The sequence below is a fragment of the Cellulosimicrobium sp. PMB13 genome (genome assembly GCF_051294865.1).
Classification (GTDB): domain Bacteria; phylum Actinomycetota; class Actinomycetes; order Actinomycetales; family Cellulomonadaceae; genus Cellulosimicrobium.
The window spans coordinates 4,195,178-4,214,901 of the sequence record NZ_CP145910.1 but is presented as its reverse complement, the minus strand read 5'-3'; the positions used below and the strand labels follow the sequence as shown (position 1 = coordinate 4,214,901).

Below are 19,724 nucleotides of genomic sequence, written 5' to 3'. Positions count from 1 at the left end.
CTCCGCCGGGCGTCTCACGGGACGATCGCGTCGATGTACCCGCCGTCCACGCGGACGGCCGCGCCCGTCGTCGCGGACGCGAGCGGCGACGCCAGGTACGCGACCATGTGCGCGATCTCCTCGGGCTCGATAAGCCGCTGCAGCAGGGAGCTCGGCCGGTGCTCGCGCATGAAGACGCGCTGCGCCTCGTCCCAGGGCAGGTCGTCCCCGACGAGACTCCGGGCGAAGGTCTCGACCCCGCCCGTGTGCGTCGGCCCGGCGAGCACGCTGTTCACCGTCACGCCCGTGCCCGCGGCCGCCTTGGCGAACCCGCGCGAGACGCCGAGCAGCGCCGTCTTCGTCACGCCGTAGTGGATCATCTCCGCCGGGATCGCCACCGCGGAGTCGCTCCCGATGAACTGCACGCGACCCCAGCCGCGGTCCATCATCCCGGGCAGGTAGGCGCGCGTGAGGCGCACGCCTGTTAGGACGTTCACCTCGAGGAAGCGGCGCCACGTGGCGTCGTCGATCTCCAGCGGGTCTGCGCTCTCGAAGATGCCGAGGTTGTTCACGAGCACGTCGACGCGCGGCACCGCCTCGAGCATCGCCGCGGTGCCCTCGTCGGTCGCGAGGTCCGCCGCGACGCCCAGCACGTGCGCGCCGGGCACGTGCTCGCGCACGTCGTCCGCGGCGCGCTCCGACGTCTCCGGCGACCGCCCGTTCACCACGACGCTCGCGCCGCACCCCGCGAGCGTCCGGGCGATGGCCAGCCCGATGCCCTGCGCCGAGCCGGTGACGAGCGCCGTCCTGCCGTCGAGGTCGATCCTCATCCGTGCCTCCGTCCACGTCGCGGGCACCACCGGTCGCGACCGGTCGGTGCCCTGGTGCTCCCACCGTGCCGCGCGCCGTCGGGCCGCGCCACCGCGGGCCGCGGCCACCGCGGGGCCGCCCCTGGGCGACGACCGTAGTCTGGGACGGTGAGCACCCCGACCGAGCACCCCGACTGGACCACGACCGGCTTCTCCACCCGCGCCATCCACGCGGGCCAGGACCCGGACCCGACGACGGGCGCCGTCGTCCCGCCCATCCATCAGGTGTCCACCTACAAGCAGGACGGCGTCGGCGGCCTGCGGGGCGGCTACGAGTACTCGCGCTCCGCCAACCCGACGCGCACGGCGCTCGAGGAAGCGCTCGCGGCCGCGGAGTCCGGAGGTCTGGGCCCGACGGCGGACGGGTCGCCCGCCGCGCGCGGGTTCGCCTTCGCGTCCGGGCTGGCCGCGGAGGACACGCTCCTGCGCGCCGTGCTGCGCCCGGGGGACCACGTCGTGTTCCCGAACGACGCGTACGGCGGCACGTACCGGCTCGTCCACCGGGTGTTCGGCCCGTGGGGGATCGAGCACACCCCTGTCGACCTCACGGACCTCGCGAACCTCGACGCGGTGCGTGCCGCCGTGCGGCCGGGGGCGACGAAGGTCGTGTGGGTCGAGACGCCGACGAACCCGCTGCTCGGGATCTCGGACATCGCTGCGCTCGCGGAGATCGCGCACGAGGCCGGCGCGCTGCTCGTCGTGGACAACACGTTCGCGACGCCGTACCTGCAGCAGCCGCTCGCGCTCGGCGCGGACGTCGTCGTGCACTCGACGACCAAGTACGTCGGGGGGCACTCGGACGTGGTCGGGGGAGCGCTCGTCGTCGCCGTCGGCGCGCAGCTCCCGGGCGGCCTCGTGTCGCCGGCGGGCGGGACCGACGTCGCGGGCGCGGTGGGCTTCCACCAGAACGCCTCGGGAGCCGTCGCGGGACCGTTCGACGCGTGGCTCACGCTGCGCGGGCTCAAGACGCTCGCGGTGCGCATGGACCGGCACCAGGCCAACGCCGCGGCCGTCGCGGCGTTCCTCGAGCAGCACCCCGCCGTGACGCAGGTGATCTACCCGGGCCTCGCGTCGCACCTGGGCCACGAGGTCGCGGCGCGCCAGATGAGCGGGTTCGGCGGCATGGTGTCGTTCCGCGTGGGCAGCGAGGCGAAGGCGCTCGACGTGTGCGGGCGCACGCAGGTGTTCACGCTCGCCGAGTCGCTGGGCGGCGTCGAGTCGCTCGTCGAGCACCCGGGGCGCATGACGCACGGCTCCGTCGCCGGCACGGCCCTCGAGGTGCCGGACGACCTCGTCCGCCTCTCCGTCGGCATCGAGGACGTCGAGGACCTGATCGCCGACCTCGACCGCGCGCTGTCCTGACCCGTACCGCCGCCCGCCCCGCACCCGCACCGTCGAGCGGGAGCCCGGGCTGCCGAGACAGAGCCCTGGTCGCCGAGGTAGAGCCATGGTCGGATGACCAGGGCTCTACCTCGCGGACCAGGGCTCTACCTCGCGGACCAGGGCTCTACCTCGGCGGGATTCCCCTCGCTGGTGGAGATCGTGGCGACGCGCGGTGCGGTCGACGGCATCGGGCGGAGCGCTCACCTAGTGTTGCGCTGTGAGCGCGCAGACCGACCAGCACGACCGTCCGGCCGGACCCGACCCGGCGCCCCTTCCGCCCGGCCCCGTCGGCGCGGATGCCGTCCCGGGTTCCGTCCGCTCGGCCGCGGCCTGGTCCTGGCGGCTGCTGCTCATCGGCGCGCTCGTCGCGGCGAGCCTGTGGGTGATCACGCAGCTCAAGGTGATCGTCGTGCCGATCGCCGTCGCGCTCCTGCTCACGGTGCTGCTCACGCCCGTGCAGCGGTTCTGCCAGCGGCGGCTCGGCATGTCGCGCGGGCTCGCGTCCGGGGTCGCGCTCCTCGGGCTCCTGCTCGTCGTCGCGGGGCTCGTGACGCTCGCCGGGCAGCAGATCGTCAGCGGGTTCCAGGAGCTGCGCGACCAGGCGGTCGAGGGCTTCCAGCAGTTCACCGCGTGGCTCGCCGACGGCCCGCTGAAGCTCGACTCCGTGACGCTCAACTCCTACCTCGACCAGGCGCAGTCGGCGCTCTCCGAGAACCAGAGCAGCATCGTCTCCGGCGCCCTGGGCGCCGCGACGACGGTGGGCCACGTGCTGGCCGGCGCGCTCATCGCGCTGTTCTGCACGTTCTTCTTCCTGCTCGACGGCCGCACGATCTGGTCGTGGGCGGTCGGCCTGCTCCCGCTGCGCGCGCGGGACAGCGTGCACCAGGCGGGACGGCGCGGCATCGTCACGCTGTCCGCCTACACGCGCACGCAGATCCTCGTCGCCGCGGTCGACGCCGTCGGCATCGGCATCGGGGCGGCGTTCTTCGTGCCGTCCCTCGCGCTGCCGCTGGCGATCCTCGTGTTCGTCGGCTCGTTCATCCCGATCGTCGGTGCCATCGTCACGGGCTCGATCGCGGTCCTGGTCGTCCTCGTCGCGCAGGGCTGGCCGCAGGCCTTGATCATGCTCGCGATCGTCCTGCTCGTGCAGCAGATCGAGGGCCACATCCTCCAGCCGTTCCTCATGGGCCACGCGGTCTCGCTGCACCCCGTCGCGGTGCTGCTCGTCGTCGCGGCGGGCAGCTTCGCGGCCGGCATCGTCGGCGCGCTGTTCGCGGTGCCGATCGCCGCCGTCCTCAACACCGTGGTCCTCTACCTGCACGGGCACGACAAGTTCCCCGAGCTCGGGACCGACGACCGCGTCGTCGTGCGGGGGAGCCCGCAGCCGCCCGTGATCGCGCGCGCCGAGGCCGACCTGGGCGAGCCCGACCGCCGTCGGGCGGGGGGCCGGCACGAGGACCGCCGGACGGACGAGGACTCGCCCGTCACGAGCACCGACGACGCGGGTGGCGCGCCCGCATGAGCGGTCCGGTCCACGTCACGCTCGACGGCGTCCGGGACGCGGCACGCCTGCTCGACGGCGTCGCGACGGTGACTCCTGTCCAGACCTCGCGCGCCATCAGCGAGGCGGCCGGTGTCCGCGTGCTGCTCAAGTGCGAGAACCTGCAGCGCGCCGGGTCGTTCAAGGTGCGCGGCGCGTACGTGCGCATGGCGCGCCTGACCGCGGACGAGAAGGCACGCGGCGTCGTCGCCGCGAGCGCGGGCAACCACGCGCAGGGCGTCGCGTTCGCCGCGGGGCTGCTGGGCATCCGCGCCGTGGTGTACATGCCGGTCGACGCCGCGCTGCCGAAGGTCGCGGCGACACGGCAGTACGGGGCCGAGGTCCGGCTCGTGGGAGAGGACGTCGACGCGACGCTCGCCGCGGCGCGGGCCGAGGCGGAGCGCACGGGCGCGGTGCTCATCCACCCGTTCGACCACCCCGACGTCGTCGCCGGCCAGGGGACGATCGCGCTCGAGATCCTCGAGCAGGTGCCCGACGTGCGGACCGTCGTCGCGCCCCTCGGCGGCGGAGGGCTCGTGGCGGGGATCGCGGCGACGCTCGCCGAGGCCGCCCCGCACGTGCGCGTCGTCGGCGTGCAGGCGGCCCGTGCAGCGGCCTACCCGGCGTCCCTGGCAGCGGGTGAGCCCACGACGTCACGCGTCGCGACGACCATGGCGGACGGCATCGCCGTCGGCACGCCGGGCGTCGTCCCCTTCGAGATCCTCGCCCGTCACGGCGTCGAGGTGCGCACCGTCACCGAGGAGGAGATCTCCCGCTCGCTGCTCATGGTGGCCGAGCGCGCGAAGCTCCTGGTCGAGCCGGCCGGGGCGGCGGGCGTGGCGGCGCTGCTCGCGGCGTCGCGCGCGCTCGACGTCGCCGACCCGTCCGCGGCGGCCGCGCCGCTCGAAGGGCCTGTCGTCGTCGTGCTCTCCGGCGGGAACGTCGACCCGCTCGTCCTGCTGCGCGTCGTGCGCCACGGCCTCGCCGCGGCGGGCCGGTACATCCAGCTCCAGGTGCTCCTCGACGACCGGCCCGGCGCGCTCGCCGGGCTGCTCGAGGTCGTCTCCGCGCTGCGCGGGAACGTCATGCACATCGACCACGACCGGACCGACGTCGGGCTCGCGATCGGCGAGGCGTGGGTGCGCATGCAGGTCGAGACGAAGGGGCCGGAACACTGCGACGAGCTCGTCTCTCGCCTGCGGGCCGAGGGCTACCGCGTCGAGCGGGCGGAGCGGACGTCGCCCGCCTGAGCCGTGGCATCTCGCGCGCCCGGCGAGAGCCGCCAGCGGTTCACGACCGCGGCCAGGACGGCGTCACGACGCACGGCGCGAGCGACACGAGCCGCATCTCGGGGGCGTACTGCGCGGCCGAGGTATGACGACGGCCCGGCACCCGAGCGGGGTACCGGGCCGTCGTGGCGATCCCGTGACGTCGTGGGAGGTCGTCAGCCCTCGAACGGCTTCGCGCCGGTGATCTTCACCGCGATCTCGTTGCCGTTGGGTGCGGTGTAGCTCGTCGAGTCACCGATCGACTTGCCGTCGATCGCGGCGCCGAGCGGCGACGTCGGCGAGTACACGTCGAGGTCCGTGGTCCCCGCGATCTCGCGCGATCCGAGGAGGAACGTCATCTCGTCGCCCGCGACCTCGGCCGTCACGACCATGCCGGGCTCGACCTTGCCGTCGTCCGGCGGCGTGCCGATCTGGACGTTGCGCAGCTTCTCGGTGAGCTCGCGGATGCGGGCCTCGTTCTTGGCCTGCTCCTCGCGCGCGGCGTGGTAGCCGCCGTTCTCCTTGAGGTCGCCCTCGTCGCGCGCGGCGGCGATGCGCTCGGCGATCTCGGTGCGGCCCTCGCCGGACAGGTGGGCGAGCTCGGCCTGCAGCCTGTCGTGCGCCTCCTGGGTCAGCCAGGTGACGGTGGTGTTGGTCACGGTTCGCTCCTTCCTTTCCATGGTCGACGGCCGCAACTGGGCGGCCGTGCAGATACGGGCAGCCGAGGCGCGAGCTCTCGCGGTGCGCCTGCCTGCCCGGGTCGGTGACGCTGCCCGGGTGGCAGCGCATGTGGCTGGTCTTCCGCGCGGTGCTCCGGTGCCCGACGGCGGCCGTCGCGTCGGTCTCGACGGGCACGGCTCGTCCGGGCGCAGTCCTGCGCAGGAATCCCTCAGGATAGCAAAGGGCACCCACGGTCCGACGCCGACGAGGTCACGACCTCCGGACCGGCGGTCCGGGCGCCCGCCCCGGACCGGCGACACGGGTCCGAGGGAACCGGGTGCCTCGGGTCAGTCCACGACCCGGCACGACTCGACGACGCCCGTCGTCGCGAGCTCGGACGTGGCGACGCTCACGGTCCACCGCGACTCGAGGGAGTCCACCGGGCCGACCGTCACGTCGAGGGCGCCCACCTGCGCGTGGCTCTCCGCGAGCGCGTCGACGGTGCACACCGCGGTCGTGCCGGGCTCCATGGAGACCTCGAACGTCACGTCGACGCGCTCGGAGCTCACGACGTCGAACCCGACGAGCTTGTGCCGGACCGGCTGGCTCGCGAACCGGACCCCGATGGCGACGACGATCGCGAGCCCCACGACGGCGAGCGCGGCGATCGCCGCGATCGCGAGGCGTCGTCGTCGCTCCGTCGGCTCCGGCCCGTACCGTCCCGCGGGCGGCCGCGCGGGCGTGCCGGGAGCGGGCTGGGGGGCGGTGGTCTCGTTCGTCACGTCGCGTGTCCTGGTTCGGTGGCCCGCCCGTCCGCTGCCGTCGCGGTCGTCCTGCTGACGGCCGGGCCGCGGCCGCCGGGTGGTTCGTGGCGGTGGGCGGGGTGGGGGATCATGGTCCTCGACCATCTTCGCAGAGCCCGGCGGGTGCCGTGGCACGGCCGGGACCCGGCCGTGGCGCGCGACGTCGCGCGTCTGCGGGAGACGCACGAGGTATCCCGGGAGGACCAGTGGCCGATCCCACGGCCGGACCGACGCCCCGCCGCGACCACGGCGAGCAGGAGCCGTTGCGGCTCCTCGCCGTGCACGCGCACCCGGACGACGAGTCGAGCAAGGGCGCCGCGACGACGGCCCGCTACGCGGCGGAGGGCGTCGACGTGCTCGTCGCCACGTGCACGGGCGGTGAGCGCGGCGACATCCTCAACCCGAGCTTCGGGACGGGCCCCGCGGACGTCGAGGGGATGCGGGCGCTGCGGCGCGAGGAGATGGCGGCGGCGGCGCGGGCGCTCGGCGTCCGCCAGCAGTGGCTCGGCTTCGTGGACTCCGGGCTGCCCGAGGGCGACCCGCTCCCGCCCCTGCCGGAGGGGTGCTTCGGGCTCGTGCCGCTCGAGGAGGCAGCCGCGCCGCTCGTCGAGCTGGTGCGCGAGTTCCGCCCGCACGTCATGACGACGTACGACCCGTCGGGCGGCTACCCCCACCCCGACCACGTGATGTGCCACCGGGTCGCGTTCGAGGCCTTCCACGCGGCGGGAGACCCCGACCGCTACCGCCGCGAGGGCGGCGCGGCGCCGTGGGCACCCCTCAAGCTGTACTACAACCACGACTTCTCGATGAACCGGATCCGGACGCTGCACGAGGCGATGCAGGGCGCGGGCCTCGAGTCGCCGTTCGGCGACTGGGTCGAGTCCCGGTCGGCGCGCGAGATCCCGGAGCGCCAGGTCACGACGCGCGTGCCCGTCGCGCGCTACTACGCGCAGCGCGACGCCGCGCTCATCGCGCACGCGTCGCAGATCGACCCGGACGGCTTCTTCTTCGCGATCCCGCGCGACCTCGAGGTCGACGTGTGGCCGTTCGAGGAGTACGAGCTCGCCGAGTCGCGCGTTCCGGTGAACCTTCCCGAGGACGACCTGTTCGCGGGCGTGCGCGAGCACGTCGGCACGTCGGGGAGCGCGGCATGAGCGCGGCGACCGGGACCCTCCACGTGGAGGTTCTCGACGCCGGTTCTCTCGGCCTGAGCGTGCCGGGTGCCGGTGCGCACGCCGGTGCGGGTGGCCCCGGGTGGGCGGCGGAGGTCGTCGCCGAGACGGCGACCCCGAGCCCGTCCGACGACCCGCTGCGCGAGGACCTCGAGCCCACCGACGTGTCGCCCGGGCTCGCGGGGTTCCTCGCGATCTTCGCCGTCGCGCTCGCCGCGGTCGGGCTGTTCTTCGCGCTCTCGCGGCAGCTCCGCCGCATGCGGCACAACGCGGAGGTGCAGGGCATCGGTCCCGACGGCCCGGCCACGGGTGCGTCCGGCGGCACCACGCCGGACGACGGCGGTCCCGGACCTGGCACCGGGTCCGCGCCCGGCGGCGCACCCGGTGACGGGCGCGCTCCGGGCGACGACGCGACGTCGGGCACGCCGCGGCGGGACGTCTGACGGTGACCGACGGCGCGCGCGTCACCCTCGGCCAGATCGAGGTGTCGACCGACCACGCGGCGAACCTCCTCGCGGTGCGCTCGGCGTTCCGCGAGGCCGCGCGCGTCCACGCCGACCTGCTCGTCCTGCCCGAGTACGCCGCGGCGTTCGACCCGGGCGGGACGGGGCCCGAGCACGCAGAGCCGCTCGACGGACCGTTCGTCACGGGCCTGCGACGCCTCGCGCGCGAGCACGGCGTGGCGGTGGTCGCCGGGACGCTCCTGCCCGCGGCCGCTCCGGGGAAGGCCGTCAACGCCGTCGTCGCGGTCGACGCGCAGGGCGAGCTCGCTGGCGTGTACCGCAAGGTCCACCTGTACGACGCGTTCGGCCACCGCGAGTCCGACCGGCTCGAGGCGGGCGACCCGTCAGCGGAGCCGCTCGTGCTGCGCCTCGGGGGCCTCGCCTTCGGCGTCATGACGTGCTATGACCTGCGGTTCCCCGAGAGCGCGCGTCGCCTCGTCGACGCGGGCGCGGACGTGCTCGTCGTCCCGGCCGCGTGGGCCGCAGGCCCGCTCAAGGCCGACCACTGGCGCACGCTCGCGCGGGCCCGCGCGATCGAGAACACGGCCGTCGTGCTCGCGGTCGGTCAGGCAGGCAAGGGCGTGACGGGCCGCTCTCTCCTGGTCGGCCCCGACGGCCAGGTCGGCCTCGAGCTGGGCGACCAGGCCGAGCTGCGCAGCGCCGACCTCGACCCGGCCGCCCTCGCCGCCGTGCGCGAGCGCAACCCCTCCCTCGCGAACCGCCGCTACGCCGTCGTCCCGCGCCCCTGACACCCCGAGCCCACCGCCCCTGACGCCCTGAGCCGCCCTTGGCTGGCCGGGACGGGCCCGACGAGGGCCACCGGGCGCGCGCCCCGTGCCCCAGGGTGCGATGCACGACGAGGGGTGGTGCCGGACGAGGGGCGGCGGCGGGTCGTGGTGGGTCTGGCGGGAGCCCGCGAGGAACGAGCGGGCGGATGGTGGACCCGCCGCCGCCCCTCGGGAGGCACCACCCCGAACCCGCGCCACGACCGACCACGGAACCGCACGCCGCGACCGGGTTCAGCGCGACCGGGTTCAGCGCGCGGCGAGCGCCGCCAGCATGATCGCCGCGTAGTGGCACCCGAACCCGACGACGGTGAGTACGTGGAAGATCTCGTGGAACCCGAACCAGCGCGGGCTGGGGTTCGGCTTCTTGATGCCGTAGACGACGGCGCCCAGGGTGTAGGCGAGGCCTCCGATGGCGACGAGCCAGACGATCGCGGGCCCGTTCGTGGTGGTCCAGAACTGCGGCATGTAGCCGACGGCGACCCAGCCGAGCGCGACGTAGATCGGGACGTAGACCCAGCGGGGCGCGTCGAGCCACAGGATCCGGGCGAGGAGGCCGAGGAGCGCCCCGCTCCACACGATGGCCAGGAGGATCGTGGCCGTGCGCTGGGGCAGGAGGAGGACGGCGAGCGGTGTGTACGTGCCCGCGATGATGAGGAAGATGTTGGAGTGGTCGGCGCGGCGCAGGATGCCGGCGACGCGTGGTGACCAGGTCCCGCGGTGGTAGACGGCGCTCGTCCCGAACAGCAGGCACGCGGAGAGCCCGAAGATCGCGCACGACACCTTGCCCGCGACGGGTGGCGCGATGGCGACGAGCACGATGCTGGCGACGAGGGCGAGCGGGAAGGTCCCGGCGTGGATCCAGCCGCGCAGCCGGGGCTTGACCGCCTCGGCGACCTGCGCGACGGCGTCGGTCACGGCGTCGCGCGCGTCCTCCAGGGGGCCCGTGGTCGTGTCGTCGGGCTGCGCGCCGCGAGGCGGGTGCGCGCCGGAGCGGGGTGCGGGGTCGCGGTCGGACGTCGCTCGTGCCACCGGTCCTCCAGGGTGTGGGTCAGCGGTCGGTCGGGTGGTGCGGACGTGCTCGCCGCAGACCTACGCCATCGTAAGTTACGCAAGCGTAGGTTGATGCCCGGGGGTGCGTCCGCCGGTGTGAAGATCCTGGGCAGGGGGCTGTCGCCCGAGACCCGACGGCCGTGGGCCCGGCGCGCCGAGGAGTACCGTGTGGCAGTCCGGTCGGCCGGGCCGGCGCGCCACGTGCCGCCCTGCTGCCGACCATGACCAGACCACCCACCGAGCCCACCGCCGAGGAACCGTCGTGCGACTGCCCCATCCCGTCTACGGACTCTACGAGCGTCGGCTGGCCGCGTCGCTCTCACGCGAGGGGTTCCCGCGTCACGTGGGCGTCATCCTCGACGGCAACCGGCGCTGGGCCCGCTCGTTCGGCGAGACGGCGGCCACGGGCCACCGCCGCGGTGCGGACAAGATCGACGAGTTCCTGGGGTGGAGCGAGGACCTCGGCATCGAGGTCGTCACGCTGTGGATGCTCTCCACGGACAACCTCTCGCGCTCGCAGGAGGAGCTGTCGGCGCTCCTCGACATCATCGAGGACGCCGTGCGCGACCTCGCGCAGTCCGGTCGGTGGCGCCTGCGCGTCATGGGCCGGCTCGACCTCCTGCCCGAGCGGCTCGCGGCGGCGCTGCGCGAGGCCCAGCAGCGGACCGCCGCGGTGGACGGGCTCCAGGTCAACGTCGCCATCGGCTACGGCGGGCGGCACGAGATCGCCGACGCCGTGCGCTCGTACCTGCGCGAGCAGGCCGACGCCGGGGCGCGGCTCGAGGACCTCGCGGAGAACCTCGACGTCGAGCACATCGAGGAGCACCTGTACACCAAGGGGCAGCCGGACCCGGAGCTCGTCATCCGCACGTCGGGCGAGCAGCGCCTCGGTGGGTTCCTCCTGTGGCAGAGCGCGCACTCGGAGTTCTACTTCTGCGAGGCGTACTGGCCCGACTTCCGACGCGTCGACTACCTGCGCGCCCTGCGCTCCTACTCCCAGCGGGAGCGACGGCTCGGCCGGTGAGCCCGCGCCCCTCCCGGTAGGGTCGATGCGTACGCATCGACCGGAGGTGTCATGAGCGAGTCCGCCCGGGACGTGGGCAGTGCACGCCTCGCCGTCGAGACGTGGGAGTCGCTGTTCCGCGCCCAGGTCGCGCTCATGCGTCGCCTCCAGTCGGACCCCGTCTGGGACGACCTGACGATGCGCGAGTACGACGTGCTCTTCTCGCTCACGAAGGGGCCGCCCGACGGGATGCGGCTGCGCGACCTCAACGCGCTCATCCTCCTCAGCCAGCCGTCGCTCAGCCGCATGGTCGAGCGGCTCGAGCGCCGAGGCCTCGTGGACCGCTCGGCCGACCCCGGCGACGCGCGCGGCACGCTCGTGCGGCTCACGCCGCTCGGCGCCGAGCGGCAGCGGGCGATCGGCCGCGCCCATGCGCGCGCGATCGCGACCTACGTCGGCGGAGCGCTGGACGACGACGAGCTCGAGACCCTCGGCGCCCTGCTCGAACGGCTCCGCGCGGCGCAGGCGCACATCGCGCCGGTCGCTCCGGGGCCGGAGCGCGGGGGAGGGGGTGTGGCGGGAAACACGGCGGACGTGGGCCCCGCCGACCCGGCCCCGGCCGTACCGCCCGCATAGGATCGCGGCGTGTCCTCAGCGCCGAGCACCGAAACCGTCCGTCCCGCCGCGCGCGGGGAGAGCCCGCTGCGCGTCGTCGTCGCGCCCGACTCGTTCAAGGGCAGCCTGAGCGCGATCGACGTCGCGCACGCCGTCGCGACGGGGGTCCGTACCGTCGTTCCCGACGCGCACGTCGTCGAGCTGCCGATGGCCGACGGCGGCGAGGGCACGCTCGACACCCTGCTCGCCGTGTGGGGCGTCGCTGCGCGCGAGGTCCCCACGGTCGACGCGATCGGCCGGCCGCGCACCGCGCGCTACGGCGTCTCGGCCGACGGCCGTGTCGGCGTCGTCGAGCTCGCGGAGGCGAGCGGGTTGCCGCAGGTCAGCGACGTCGCGCTCCAGCCGTTGCACGCGCACACGCTCGGCACGGGCGCCGCGGCCGCGGCGGTGCTCGACGCGGGGGTCGAGGAAGTGATCCTGTGCCTCGGCGGGTCGGCCTCGACCGACGGCGGCGCGGGGATCCTCACGGGCCTCGGCGCGCGCCTCCTCGACGCCTCGGGAGAGCAGGTGCCAGACGGCGGCGAAGGGCTCGCCCAGGTCGCGCGCCTCGACCTCGCCGGCCTGCACCCGCGGGCGCGGGCGGTGCGGTGGCGGCTCGCGGTGGACGTGACGAACCCGCTGCACGGGGAGCGGGGGGCCGCCCACGTGTTCGGCCCGCAGAAGGGTGCGAAGGACGCCGACGTCACGTTCCTCGACGACGCGTTGCGCCGCTGGGAGGGTGTGCTCTCCCGGGAGACCGGCGCGTCGGTCGGGGAGCTCCCCGGCGCCGGGGCGGCCGGGGGCGTGCCCGCCGGTCTGGTGGCGGTGGTGGGCGCGGAGCTCGAGCCCGGCGCGCGGCTCGTCGCCGAGGCGATCGGGCTGCCCGAGGAGATCGGCCAGGCGGACCTCGTCGTGACCGGGGAGGGGTCCTTCGACTCGCAGTCCGTCCACGGGAAGGTCGCCGACGCGATCGGCGCGCTCGCCGCGGAGGCGCCCGGGCGACCGCCCGTCGTCGTGCTCGCCGGGCGCGTGCTGCTGCCCGCCGACCAGACGAGGGCCGCCGGGATCTCCGCGGCGTTCAGCATCGCGCCGGGCCCCATCGCGCTCGACGACCTGCTCGACCGCACGGCGTCGCGGCTCACGGACCTCGCCGCGACGGTGACGAGCCTCGTGCTGGCCGCGCGCGGCTGACGCACGGCCGCAGCGCGAGCGGTGGCGGTCAGCGCTTCGGCCAGTGCCACGCCGGCTGGTCGAGCAGCCCCTCACGGCCCGCGACGACCGTCTCGCCCGCGGCCTTCTCCAGCGCGACCTCCTGGAGGTCGTCCGCGCCGGCCAGGCCGGTGGTGCCCGACGTGGTGCCCGACGCCGTGGCGCGGCGGAGCGCGTCGACGAGCGTCGCCGAGTGGGTCACCACGACGACCTGCGTGTCCCGCGCCGCGGAGTGGACGAGAGCACCGAGGGCGGGCAGGAGCTCGGGGTGCAGGCTCGTCTCCGGCTCGTTGAGGACGAGCAGCGCGGGCGGCCGCGGGCTGAGCAGGGCGGCGACCCACAGCAGGTAGCGCAGCGTGCCGTCGGAGAGCTCGGCCCCGCCGAGCGGGCGCAGGAGGCCGCGCTGGTGGAACGCGAGCTCGAACCGGCCGTCGTCGGCGCGGACCTCGACCCGGGCCCCGGGGAACGCGCCCGAGACCGCGGCGTCGAGCTCGTCGGCCCGGCCGAGGTCGCGGATGGTCTCGAGCGCGGCGGCGAGGTCAGCGCCGTCGTGCGCGAGGACGGGCGTGCGCGTGCCGACCTGGACGGCGCGCGCGGGGGCGAGGGGGTCGGTGCGGAACTGGTCGTAGAAGCGCCACGACCGCAGCGTCTCGCGCACGGCGACGACCTCCGGCGCCCCCACGGGGTCGACGTGCTCGGTGAGCATGCTGTCGAACGTCCGCAGGCGCGCGGGCGACGTGACCCACGCGCCGTCGTCGTCCCGGAGCCGGACCGCCGGCCCGCGTCGTTCTGCCTGGAGGGTCGCCGGGCGCAGCGTCGGGCCGGACCAGACGGCCTCGACCTTGATCTCGGGGTCGAGCGCGAACGCCGACCCGCCGTCCTGCGGGAGCCCGAGGTCGACGGCGTAGCCCAGGTCCGCGTCAGCGCCGCCGGCGAAGCCCAGCCGCACCGCGACCGGACCGGTGCGCAGCCTGCCCGTCAGGTCGCCGTCGCGCGTGGCGCGGGCGCCGTGCTCGGGTCCGGCCCACAGCGTCGAACGCAGTCCGCCCTCGCGCGCGAGCGCCCCGACGGCGCCGTCGAGCGCGCCCTCGGCGAGCAGGCGCAGCGATCGGTAGAGGTTCGACTTGCCCGTCCCGTTCGCCCCCGTGACGACGGTGACCCGCCCGAGCGGCAGCACGACGTGCCGCAGCGAGCGGTACCCCTCGACGGCGACGGTCCTGATCATGCCGCTGCTCCGCTCATGCGCACGACCCTAGGCCGCCCCACCCACCATGCCTCCCGCTGAGTGCTGGGTATTTGTCGTCACACGGGTCCTGGGACGACAAATACCCAGCACTCAACGGGGAGAGGCGTCAGTCGGTGATCGCGAAGGCGTCGATCTCGACGAGCATCTCCTCGCGCGGCAGGCCCGTGAAGACCGTGGTCCGGCTCGGCAGCACGCCGTTCGTGGTGTGCGCGGAGACGAACGCGCCGTACGCCTCGTTCATGACGGGGAAGTCCTCGCGCTTCGTGAGGTAGACGCGCAGCATGACGACGTCGTCGAACGTCGCGCCCGCCGCCTCCACGATCGCCCGGACGTTCTCGAGCGTGCGCGTCGTCTGGGCCGCGACGTCGCCCGGGTGCAGGTACTCGTTCGTCGCGGGGTCCACCGGGCCCTGGCCCGACACCTGGACGAACGGGCCCTTGCGCACGCCCTGGTGGAACGTGTGGGCCGGCGCGGGGGCGTGGGGGGTCGAGACGGCGGTCTTCGGGGTGCTCATGCGGGTCCTCCGGAGGTCGTGGCTGTCGGGCGTGTGTCGTGGGTGCGGGGGCGCGACGGCCCGGGTGCCGGGCCCGCCTCGGTCGGAAGTCGGTCGGAAGTCGGTCAGAAGTCGGTCGTGACGAGGTCGACGACCTCGTCGCCGCGCACGACGGCGGCGACGTGCCAGCGGTCGAGCGTCGTGCACGGGTGGGAGATGCCGAACCCGATCACGTCGCCCGGCCGCACGTGCGCCGTCGCGGGCGAGTCCACGGACGGGTCGAGCGTCAGGTACAGGTGCTGGTCGTTGAGCGCGGTGACCTGCGCACCGGCGAGGTCGCGCGCGGGCCGCAGCTCGCCGTCGTCGCCGAGCGAGCGCAGCACGAGAGCGACGGGCAGGTCGATATCGAACGACACGTCCCGGCGCCCGACGCCGCAGATCACGAGGCCCGGTTCCGGCACGGAGAGCACCTGCCCCCAGACCGTCGCCGCGGCGTGCAGTGGCTCGGCCCCGGGGATGCGGCTCCACGGGTCCATGCGCGCGCAGAACCCGTGGTCGTGGGTGACGTAGGCGCCCGAGCGCACGACGACGCGCACGTCGCGTTCGGAGACGCCTGCCTCGTCGGTCCCGCCGCCGGCCTCGGCGGACGAGAGCGGACCGGGCAGCTCGGCGAGCACGACGTCGAGGAACGAGCTGCCGCCCGCCGACAGCACGAGCGGCTCGTCGATCCCTGCCAGCCCGGCGCGCACGAGCGCGGTCCCGACCTCCCGCAGGTGGCGGCACCACGCGGCGACGGCGTCGAGCTGCTCGGCGCTCGTGCCGCCGGCGACGGAGCCCTCGTAGCCCGCGGCGCCGAGCAGGCGCAGCCCGGTGGCGTGCACGGCACGCGCCACGTCGAGCGCCTCGACGTCGTTGCGCACACCGGTGCGGCCACCGGCGACGCCGATCTCGACGAGCACGCCGAGACGCGAGAGGACCTCGGCGTCCGCGCCCGCGAACGCGCGCGCGAGGAGGTCGACGCCGCGGGTCGAGTCGACGTACAGCCACACCTCGAGCGAGCCGACCGTCTCGAGCTCGTGGCGCAGCCACGCGAGCTCGCGCGGGTCGACGAGCTCGTTCGCGAGGAAGACGCGCTCGCTGCCCCAGTCGCGCACGGTCCGGAGCTGTCCCGGCGTCGCCACCGTCGCGCCCCAGGCGCCCGCCGCGACCTGGCGCGCGTACAGTGCGCGGGACATCGCCGTCTTCACGTGCGGCGCGTGCTCGACGCCGCGCTCCGCGCACAGGCGCGCCACGAGGCCGACGTTGTGGTCGAGCGCCGCGTCGTCGAGCGTGAGGAGCGGCCACGAGAAGCGGTCGTCCGTGATGCGGGGGCCGCGCGGTGCACTGCTGCCGGAGTCGGCGGCGGTCACGGGCGTGAGCACCTCGGCGACCGTGGCCGGCGCGTCGAGCCGCAAGCCCTTGGTCCGCGGCCCGACGACGTCGCCCGCCCACGCGCGCAGGTCGCCCGGTGCGGGGGTTCCGGTGGTCATGCGGTGCTCCTCTGCTCGGCTTCGCGGTCGTGGACGGCTCGGCCCGGACCCGAGCCCGGGCGCCGGCCCGGACGCAGCGGCCGTCCTGGGGTCGCGTCCGTCAGAGCACCATCCACCAGGACGGGCACGCCCGCCACGAGCACGTCGTCGACGCCCGACGCCGGGACGCGCGGCCGCTCGTACGTCGCCTCGTCCTGCACCCGGTCCGGGTCGACGAGCGCGACGTCCGCGACCGCGCCCGGCGCCAGGGTCCCGCGGTCCGCGAGACCGAAGCGTCGCGCGGGGCCGTCGGACAGGTGCGTCGCCGCGTCGTGCCACGTCCAGTCCCCGAGCGTACGCACGTGCTCGGCGAGGAAGCGCGCGAAGGCGCCCCAGCCGCGCGGGTGCGGGCGACCCCCGCCGCCGAGCGGCGCGTAGATCGCGTCCGACCCGCCGACGTGGGCCGGGTGCCGCAGGAGGGCGCGCACCGACTCGGGGGAGTTCGTCGGCGGCTGGGCGAACACGCAGCTCGCGCGCAGGCGCGTGGCGACGAGGAGCCGGACCGCGGCGTCGGCGGGGGAGAGGCCGAGCCGGGCCGCGACGTCGGGCAGGGCGAGTCCCTCGGTCCAGGCGAGATCCTCCGCGGCCCCGGTGGGGACGGCGGCCATCGTCACGCGCGGCCACAGGTCCACCAGGCCCGGGAAGTGCTCGCGGTGGAGGCGGTCCAGGACGGCCGGGTCACGCAGGGCCGCGACGGTCGCGTCGGGGTCGGCGATGGGGAGCCACGTCGGCAGCGACACCATGGACAGGATCGAGCATCCCCGCAGGTAGGGGTAGGAGTCGAACGTGACGTCGAGCCCGGCCGCACGCGCGTCGTCGACGTAGCCGAGGAGCTCGTCGGCGGGGCCGTGGTAGTGCGACACGTGCGTCGCGACGCCCGCCGCGTGCGCGATGCGCACGAGCTCGGCGAACGCCGGTCCGGCCCGGTCCTCGTACCCGCGCATGTGGGACACGTGCGGCAGCCCGCGCGCCGCGACGACGCGGGCGAGCGCGACGAGCTCGTCCTCGTCGGCAGAGGCGGCCGGGACGTACTCGAGGCCGGTCGACATCCCGAGGGCGCCGTCGTCGAGGGCCGCGCCGAGCAGCGCGACCATGCGGTCGAGCTCGGCGGGTGTCGCGGCGCGCGCCTCGGGCCCCAGGACGGCGTACCGGATCGTGCCGTGCGGCGCGAGGTACCCGACGTTCACCCGGGTCGTGCCGTCGTACGTGGCGAGGAGCTCGGCCACCGACCCGCCGGGGAACGTCGGGTGCTCGCCGTCGATCGCCGCGAAGTACGCGCCGGCCCAGCGGTGGGCGTCGTACGCGGCGTCCGGCGGCGAGGGCGCGGGGCCGACACCGTCCTGGCCGACCACGATCCCCGTGACCCCCTGGCGCAGCATCGCGCGCTGGACGTCGTCGTCGAGGACCGCCGCCGCGCCGTGCACGTGGGCGTCGAGGAACCCGGGGAGCGCGAGCCGCCCGTCGGCGTCGAGGGTGCGCGCGCCGTCGGTCACGGCCGCCGCGCGGCCGGCCGGTGCGACGGACCGGACGCGACCTCCGGCCAGCGCCAGGTCGACGGGTCCGGAGAACCCGCCGTCGACCGCCGGGAGGCGGGCGCCGCGCACGACGAGCGGCGCGCCGACCGCGGCCGCGGGACCCGACGCCCGGCTCACGCCGGGCCTCCCGCGTCCTCGTCGCGGTCCTCGACCCAGCCGCCGACGCCGCGGAGCCCGCCCGCGGCGAGCTCGGCCTCGAGATCACGCGGCCAGCCGTGCACACCCGGTCGCGTCTGCCACGGGCGCGGACCGTCGAGCGGTCGGTACTCCACGCCGTACGCGTCGAGCCGTGGCAGGTGGTGCGTCTCCAGGCGCCGGCGGAACGCGCGCGAGGCGTCGGACCCGACCGTCCGGTCGACGGCCGGGGACCACAGGACCTCGGCGAACGCCGCGAGGCGCGGGAACGCCGCGTAGTCGACGCGGCGGACCGAGTCGAGGTGCTCGCTCCACACCTGCGCCTGTCCGCCGAGCAGCGTGCCCGGTCCGGCGGGCAGGCCCGCGGGGAGCGGCTCGAACGCGTAGACGTCCTCCAGGGTGCGCAGGAAGCCGACGGGGATCGGTTCGTCGGGGCCGTCGCCCTCGCGGTGGTCGAGGTACACGACCTGCTCGGGCGCCATGACGACGTCGTGGCCCGCCGCGAGCGCGTCCGCCCCGACCGCCCAGCCGCGCCACGACGTCACGACGACGTCGCGGGGGAGAGCAGGGCCGAATGCCTCGTCCCACACGACCGCGCGGCGGCCGCGCGACGCGACGTGCTCCGCGAGGCGCGCGAGGAACCAGCCGTGCAGGTCGGCGACGTCGTCCAGCCCGAGCGCTGCGGCGCGCGCGACGATCGCCGGGTTCTCGCGCCACAGGGTCGTGGGGACCTCGTCGCCGCCGAGCGCGACGAACGGGGCGTCGAACACGTCGAGGACCTCGTCCAGCACGTGCCGGAAGAACGCCAGCGACTCCTCCGACGGGTCGAGCACCTCGGTGCTCACCCCCCACGTCGTACGGACCTCGTGCGGCTGCTTGCGCGTCCCGAGCTCCGGGTACGCGGCGACGGCGGCCTCGACGTGACCGGGCACGTCGATCTCCGGGACGACGGTGACGCCGCGCTCGCGGGCGTACGCGACGATCTCGCGCAGGTCGTCCTGCGTGTAGGACCCGCCGTGCGGTCGGCCGTCGAAGACCCCTGCGCGCCACGTCCCGACGCCCGACTCGCGCCGCCACCCTCCGACCTCCGTGAGCCGCGGGTAGCGGCCGATCTCCAGGCGCCAGCCCTGGTCGTCCGTGAGGTGGAGCTGCACCACGTTGAGCTTGTGCATCGCCGCCAGGTCGACGAAGCGCAGGACGGCGGCTTTCGGCAGGAAGTGCCGCGCGACGTCGAGCAGCACCCCGCGCCACGCGAAGCGCGGGTGGTCGGTGATCGTGACGTGCGGGAGCTCGAGCACCTCCGGGTGGACGACGGCGCGGCGGAAGGCGTCCGGGCCCGCGAGCTGGCGGAGCGTCTGCGCGGCGGCGTGCGCGCCGTCGAGGTCGGCGGCGTCGACCCGCACGCCGGCGTCGTCCACCGTGAGCCGGTAGCCCGACGGCGGCAGGTCGTCGTCGACCGCGAACCGCACCACCGCGGTGGTGCCGTCCGGGTCCGGTGTCCCCGCGCCGTCGGGCCGGGGGACCAGGTCGAGGTCGAACGCGTCCTGCGTGACACGCCGCCACCACCGGGCCGCGGGCCGCAGCGAGGGGTCGTGCACGACGACGCTGCCGGAGGCGAGGACCGTGCGGCCGGGCGCCGGGGCCGTCGAGACCGGACGCGGCACCACCCCGTGCGACATTTGGAAGGACACTGAACGAGCGTAGCCGGACCCTCCGGACCCGGCGAAACCGCGGGTCGGCCGAACCCCGGGTTGTGGGCCGATCAGGGCGGTTCGTGCCGCACACACCGGGGTTCGGCACGGTTTCCGACACGGCCCGGCGCGCGACACCGACGACGACCGCGCAAGAATGCGTCACTGCGCGGTC

The 19,724-nt window shown here is 75.3% G+C and carries 18 protein-coding genes; 9 read left to right on the top strand and 9 right to left on the bottom strand.

The window, feature by feature from the left end; all coding sequences use genetic code 11:
• Positions 1-14: 14 nt before the first annotated feature.
• Positions 15-809, bottom strand: coding sequence for an SDR family NAD(P)-dependent oxidoreductase (locus V5D56_RS18760; RefSeq protein WP_435736778.1), 795 nt, complete (start codon positions 807-809; stop codon positions 15-17).
• Between the two features lie 147 nt (positions 810-956).
• Between V5D56_RS18760 and V5D56_RS18755 the strand changes: the two genes are divergently transcribed.
• From V5D56_RS18755 to ilvA, 3 genes are all read left to right on the top strand, one after another.
• Positions 957-2,210, top strand: coding sequence for a cystathionine gamma-synthase (locus V5D56_RS18755; RefSeq protein WP_435736777.1), 1,254 nt, complete (start codon positions 957-959; stop codon positions 2,208-2,210).
• 238 nt (positions 2,211-2,448) lie between these two features.
• Positions 2,449-3,753 (top strand): AI-2E family transporter, encoded by a 1,305-nt coding sequence (locus V5D56_RS18750; protein WP_435736776.1) that lies wholly within the window; start codon positions 2,449-2,451, stop codon positions 3,751-3,753.
• A complete protein-coding gene (gene ilvA, locus V5D56_RS18745) occupies positions 3,750-5,021 on the top strand; it encodes a threonine ammonia-lyase (RefSeq protein WP_435736775.1) in 1,272 nt (423 codons plus the stop codon). The genes V5D56_RS18750 and ilvA overlap by 4 nt, the downstream gene beginning before the upstream one ends.
• A 194-nt stretch (positions 5,022-5,215) precedes the next feature.
• Here the strand turns inward: ilvA and greA are convergent, their stop codons facing one another.
• Together greA and V5D56_RS18735 are read right to left on the bottom strand one after the other, a co-directional pair.
• Complete coding sequence (gene greA, locus V5D56_RS18740; RefSeq protein WP_435736774.1) at positions 5,216-5,698, bottom strand: transcription elongation factor GreA; 483 nt, start codon at positions 5,696-5,698, stop codon at positions 5,216-5,218.
• 348 nt (positions 5,699-6,046) lie between these two features.
• Positions 6,047-6,481, bottom strand: coding sequence for a DUF4307 domain-containing protein (locus V5D56_RS18735; protein ID WP_435736773.1), 435 nt, complete (start codon positions 6,479-6,481; stop codon positions 6,047-6,049).
• 227 nt (positions 6,482-6,708) lie between these two features.
• Here V5D56_RS18735 and mca point away from each other — a divergent pair, with 227 nt between their 5' ends.
• The 3 genes from mca to V5D56_RS18720 are packed head-to-tail and all read left to right on the top strand — an operon-like array spanning position 6,709 to position 8,926.
• Positions 6,709-7,656: a mycothiol conjugate amidase Mca gene (gene mca / locus V5D56_RS18730; protein WP_435736772.1), complete on the top strand. Its 948-nt coding sequence runs from the start codon at positions 6,709-6,711 to the stop codon at positions 7,654-7,656.
• Positions 7,653-8,117, top strand: a complete 465-nt coding sequence (locus V5D56_RS18725; RefSeq protein ID WP_435736771.1) for a hypothetical protein — start codon at positions 7,653-7,655, stop codon at positions 8,115-8,117. The genes mca and V5D56_RS18725 overlap by 4 nt, the downstream gene beginning before the upstream one ends.
• Before the next feature lie 2 nt (positions 8,118-8,119).
• Positions 8,120-8,926 (top strand): carbon-nitrogen hydrolase family protein, encoded by an 807-nt coding sequence (locus tag V5D56_RS18720; RefSeq protein ID WP_435736770.1) that lies wholly within the window; start codon positions 8,120-8,122, stop codon positions 8,924-8,926.
• Positions 8,927-9,211: 285 nt separating this feature from the next.
• On the opposite strand, the gene trhA is transcribed toward V5D56_RS18720, so the two are convergent.
• A complete protein-coding gene (gene trhA, locus V5D56_RS18715; protein ID WP_435736769.1) occupies positions 9,212-9,994 on the bottom strand; it encodes a PAQR family membrane homeostasis protein TrhA in 783 nt (260 codons plus the stop codon).
• Between the two features lie 283 nt (positions 9,995-10,277).
• Here trhA and V5D56_RS18710 point away from each other — a divergent pair, with 283 nt between their 5' ends.
• The 3 genes from V5D56_RS18710 to V5D56_RS18700 are packed head-to-tail and all read left to right on the top strand — an operon-like array spanning position 10,278 to position 12,863.
• The gene (locus V5D56_RS18710) at positions 10,278-11,039 is read left to right on the top strand and encodes an isoprenyl transferase (protein WP_435736768.1); all 762 of its coding nucleotides are present in this window, start codon (positions 10,278-10,280) and stop codon (positions 11,037-11,039) included.
• A gap of 51 nt (positions 11,040-11,090) precedes the next feature.
• Positions 11,091-11,654 (top strand): MarR family winged helix-turn-helix transcriptional regulator, encoded by a 564-nt coding sequence (locus V5D56_RS18705; protein WP_435736767.1) that lies wholly within the window; start codon positions 11,091-11,093, stop codon positions 11,652-11,654.
• Between the two features lie 9 nt (positions 11,655-11,663).
• On the top strand, positions 11,664-12,863 hold the full coding sequence (locus tag V5D56_RS18700; protein WP_435736766.1) for a glycerate kinase: 1,200 nt from the start codon (positions 11,664-11,666) through the stop codon (positions 12,861-12,863).
• A 28-nt stretch (positions 12,864-12,891) separates the two neighbouring features.
• Here V5D56_RS18700 and V5D56_RS18695 read toward each other — a convergent pair whose 3' ends face one another.
• The 5 genes from V5D56_RS18695 to V5D56_RS18675 all read right to left on the bottom strand — a co-directional run bounded on the left by V5D56_RS18695 (position 12,892) and on the right by V5D56_RS18675 (position 19,549).
• Positions 12,892-14,106 (bottom strand): AAA family ATPase, encoded by a 1,215-nt coding sequence (locus V5D56_RS18695; RefSeq protein WP_435736765.1) that lies wholly within the window; start codon positions 14,104-14,106, stop codon positions 12,892-12,894.
• Positions 14,107-14,233: 127 nt separating this feature from the next.
• Positions 14,234-14,641 (bottom strand): RidA family protein, encoded by a 408-nt coding sequence (locus V5D56_RS18690; RefSeq protein ID WP_435736764.1) that lies wholly within the window; start codon positions 14,639-14,641, stop codon positions 14,234-14,236.
• A gap of 104 nt (positions 14,642-14,745) precedes the next feature.
• The gene (locus tag V5D56_RS18685; RefSeq protein ID WP_435736763.1) at positions 14,746-16,149 is read right to left on the bottom strand and encodes an alanine racemase; all 1,404 of its coding nucleotides are present in this window, start codon (positions 16,147-16,149) and stop codon (positions 14,746-14,748) included.
• Positions 16,146-17,840, bottom strand: coding sequence for an N-acyl-D-amino-acid deacylase family protein (locus tag V5D56_RS18680; RefSeq protein WP_435736762.1), 1,695 nt, complete (start codon positions 17,838-17,840; stop codon positions 16,146-16,148). The genes V5D56_RS18685 and V5D56_RS18680 overlap by 4 nt, the downstream gene beginning before the upstream one ends.
• Positions 17,837-19,549 (bottom strand): beta-N-acetylhexosaminidase, encoded by a 1,713-nt coding sequence (locus V5D56_RS18675; protein ID WP_435736761.1) that lies wholly within the window; start codon positions 19,547-19,549, stop codon positions 17,837-17,839. The genes V5D56_RS18680 and V5D56_RS18675 overlap by 4 nt, the downstream gene beginning before the upstream one ends.
• Between the last annotated feature and the right edge of the window lie 175 nt (positions 19,550-19,724).

What these genes read in the sequence shown, in the direction of transcription:
- V5D56_RS18695 (WP_435736765.1), bottom strand. Translation starts at nt 14,106, where the DNA reads ATGATCAGGACCGTCGCCGTCGAGGGGTACCGCTCGCTGCGGCACGTC.
- ilvA (WP_435736775.1), top strand. Translation starts at nt 3,750, where the DNA reads ATGAGCGGTCCGGTCCACGTCACGCTCGACGGCGTCCGGGACGCGGCA.
- V5D56_RS18725 (WP_435736771.1), top strand. Translation starts at nt 7,653, where the DNA reads ATGAGCGCGGCGACCGGGACCCTCCACGTGGAGGTTCTCGACGCCGGT.
- V5D56_RS18685 (WP_435736763.1), bottom strand. Translation starts at nt 16,149, where the DNA reads ATGACCACCGGAACCCCCGCACCGGGCGACCTGCGCGCGTGGGCGGGC.
- V5D56_RS18705 (WP_435736767.1), top strand. Translation starts at nt 11,091, where the DNA reads ATGAGCGAGTCCGCCCGGGACGTGGGCAGTGCACGCCTCGCCGTCGAG.
- V5D56_RS18690 (WP_435736764.1), bottom strand. Translation starts at nt 14,641, where the DNA reads ATGAGCACCCCGAAGACCGCCGTCTCGACCCCCCACGCCCCCGCGCCG.
- V5D56_RS18760 (WP_435736778.1), bottom strand. Translation starts at nt 809, where the DNA reads ATGAGGATCGACCTCGACGGCAGGACGGCGCTCGTCACCGGCTCGGCG.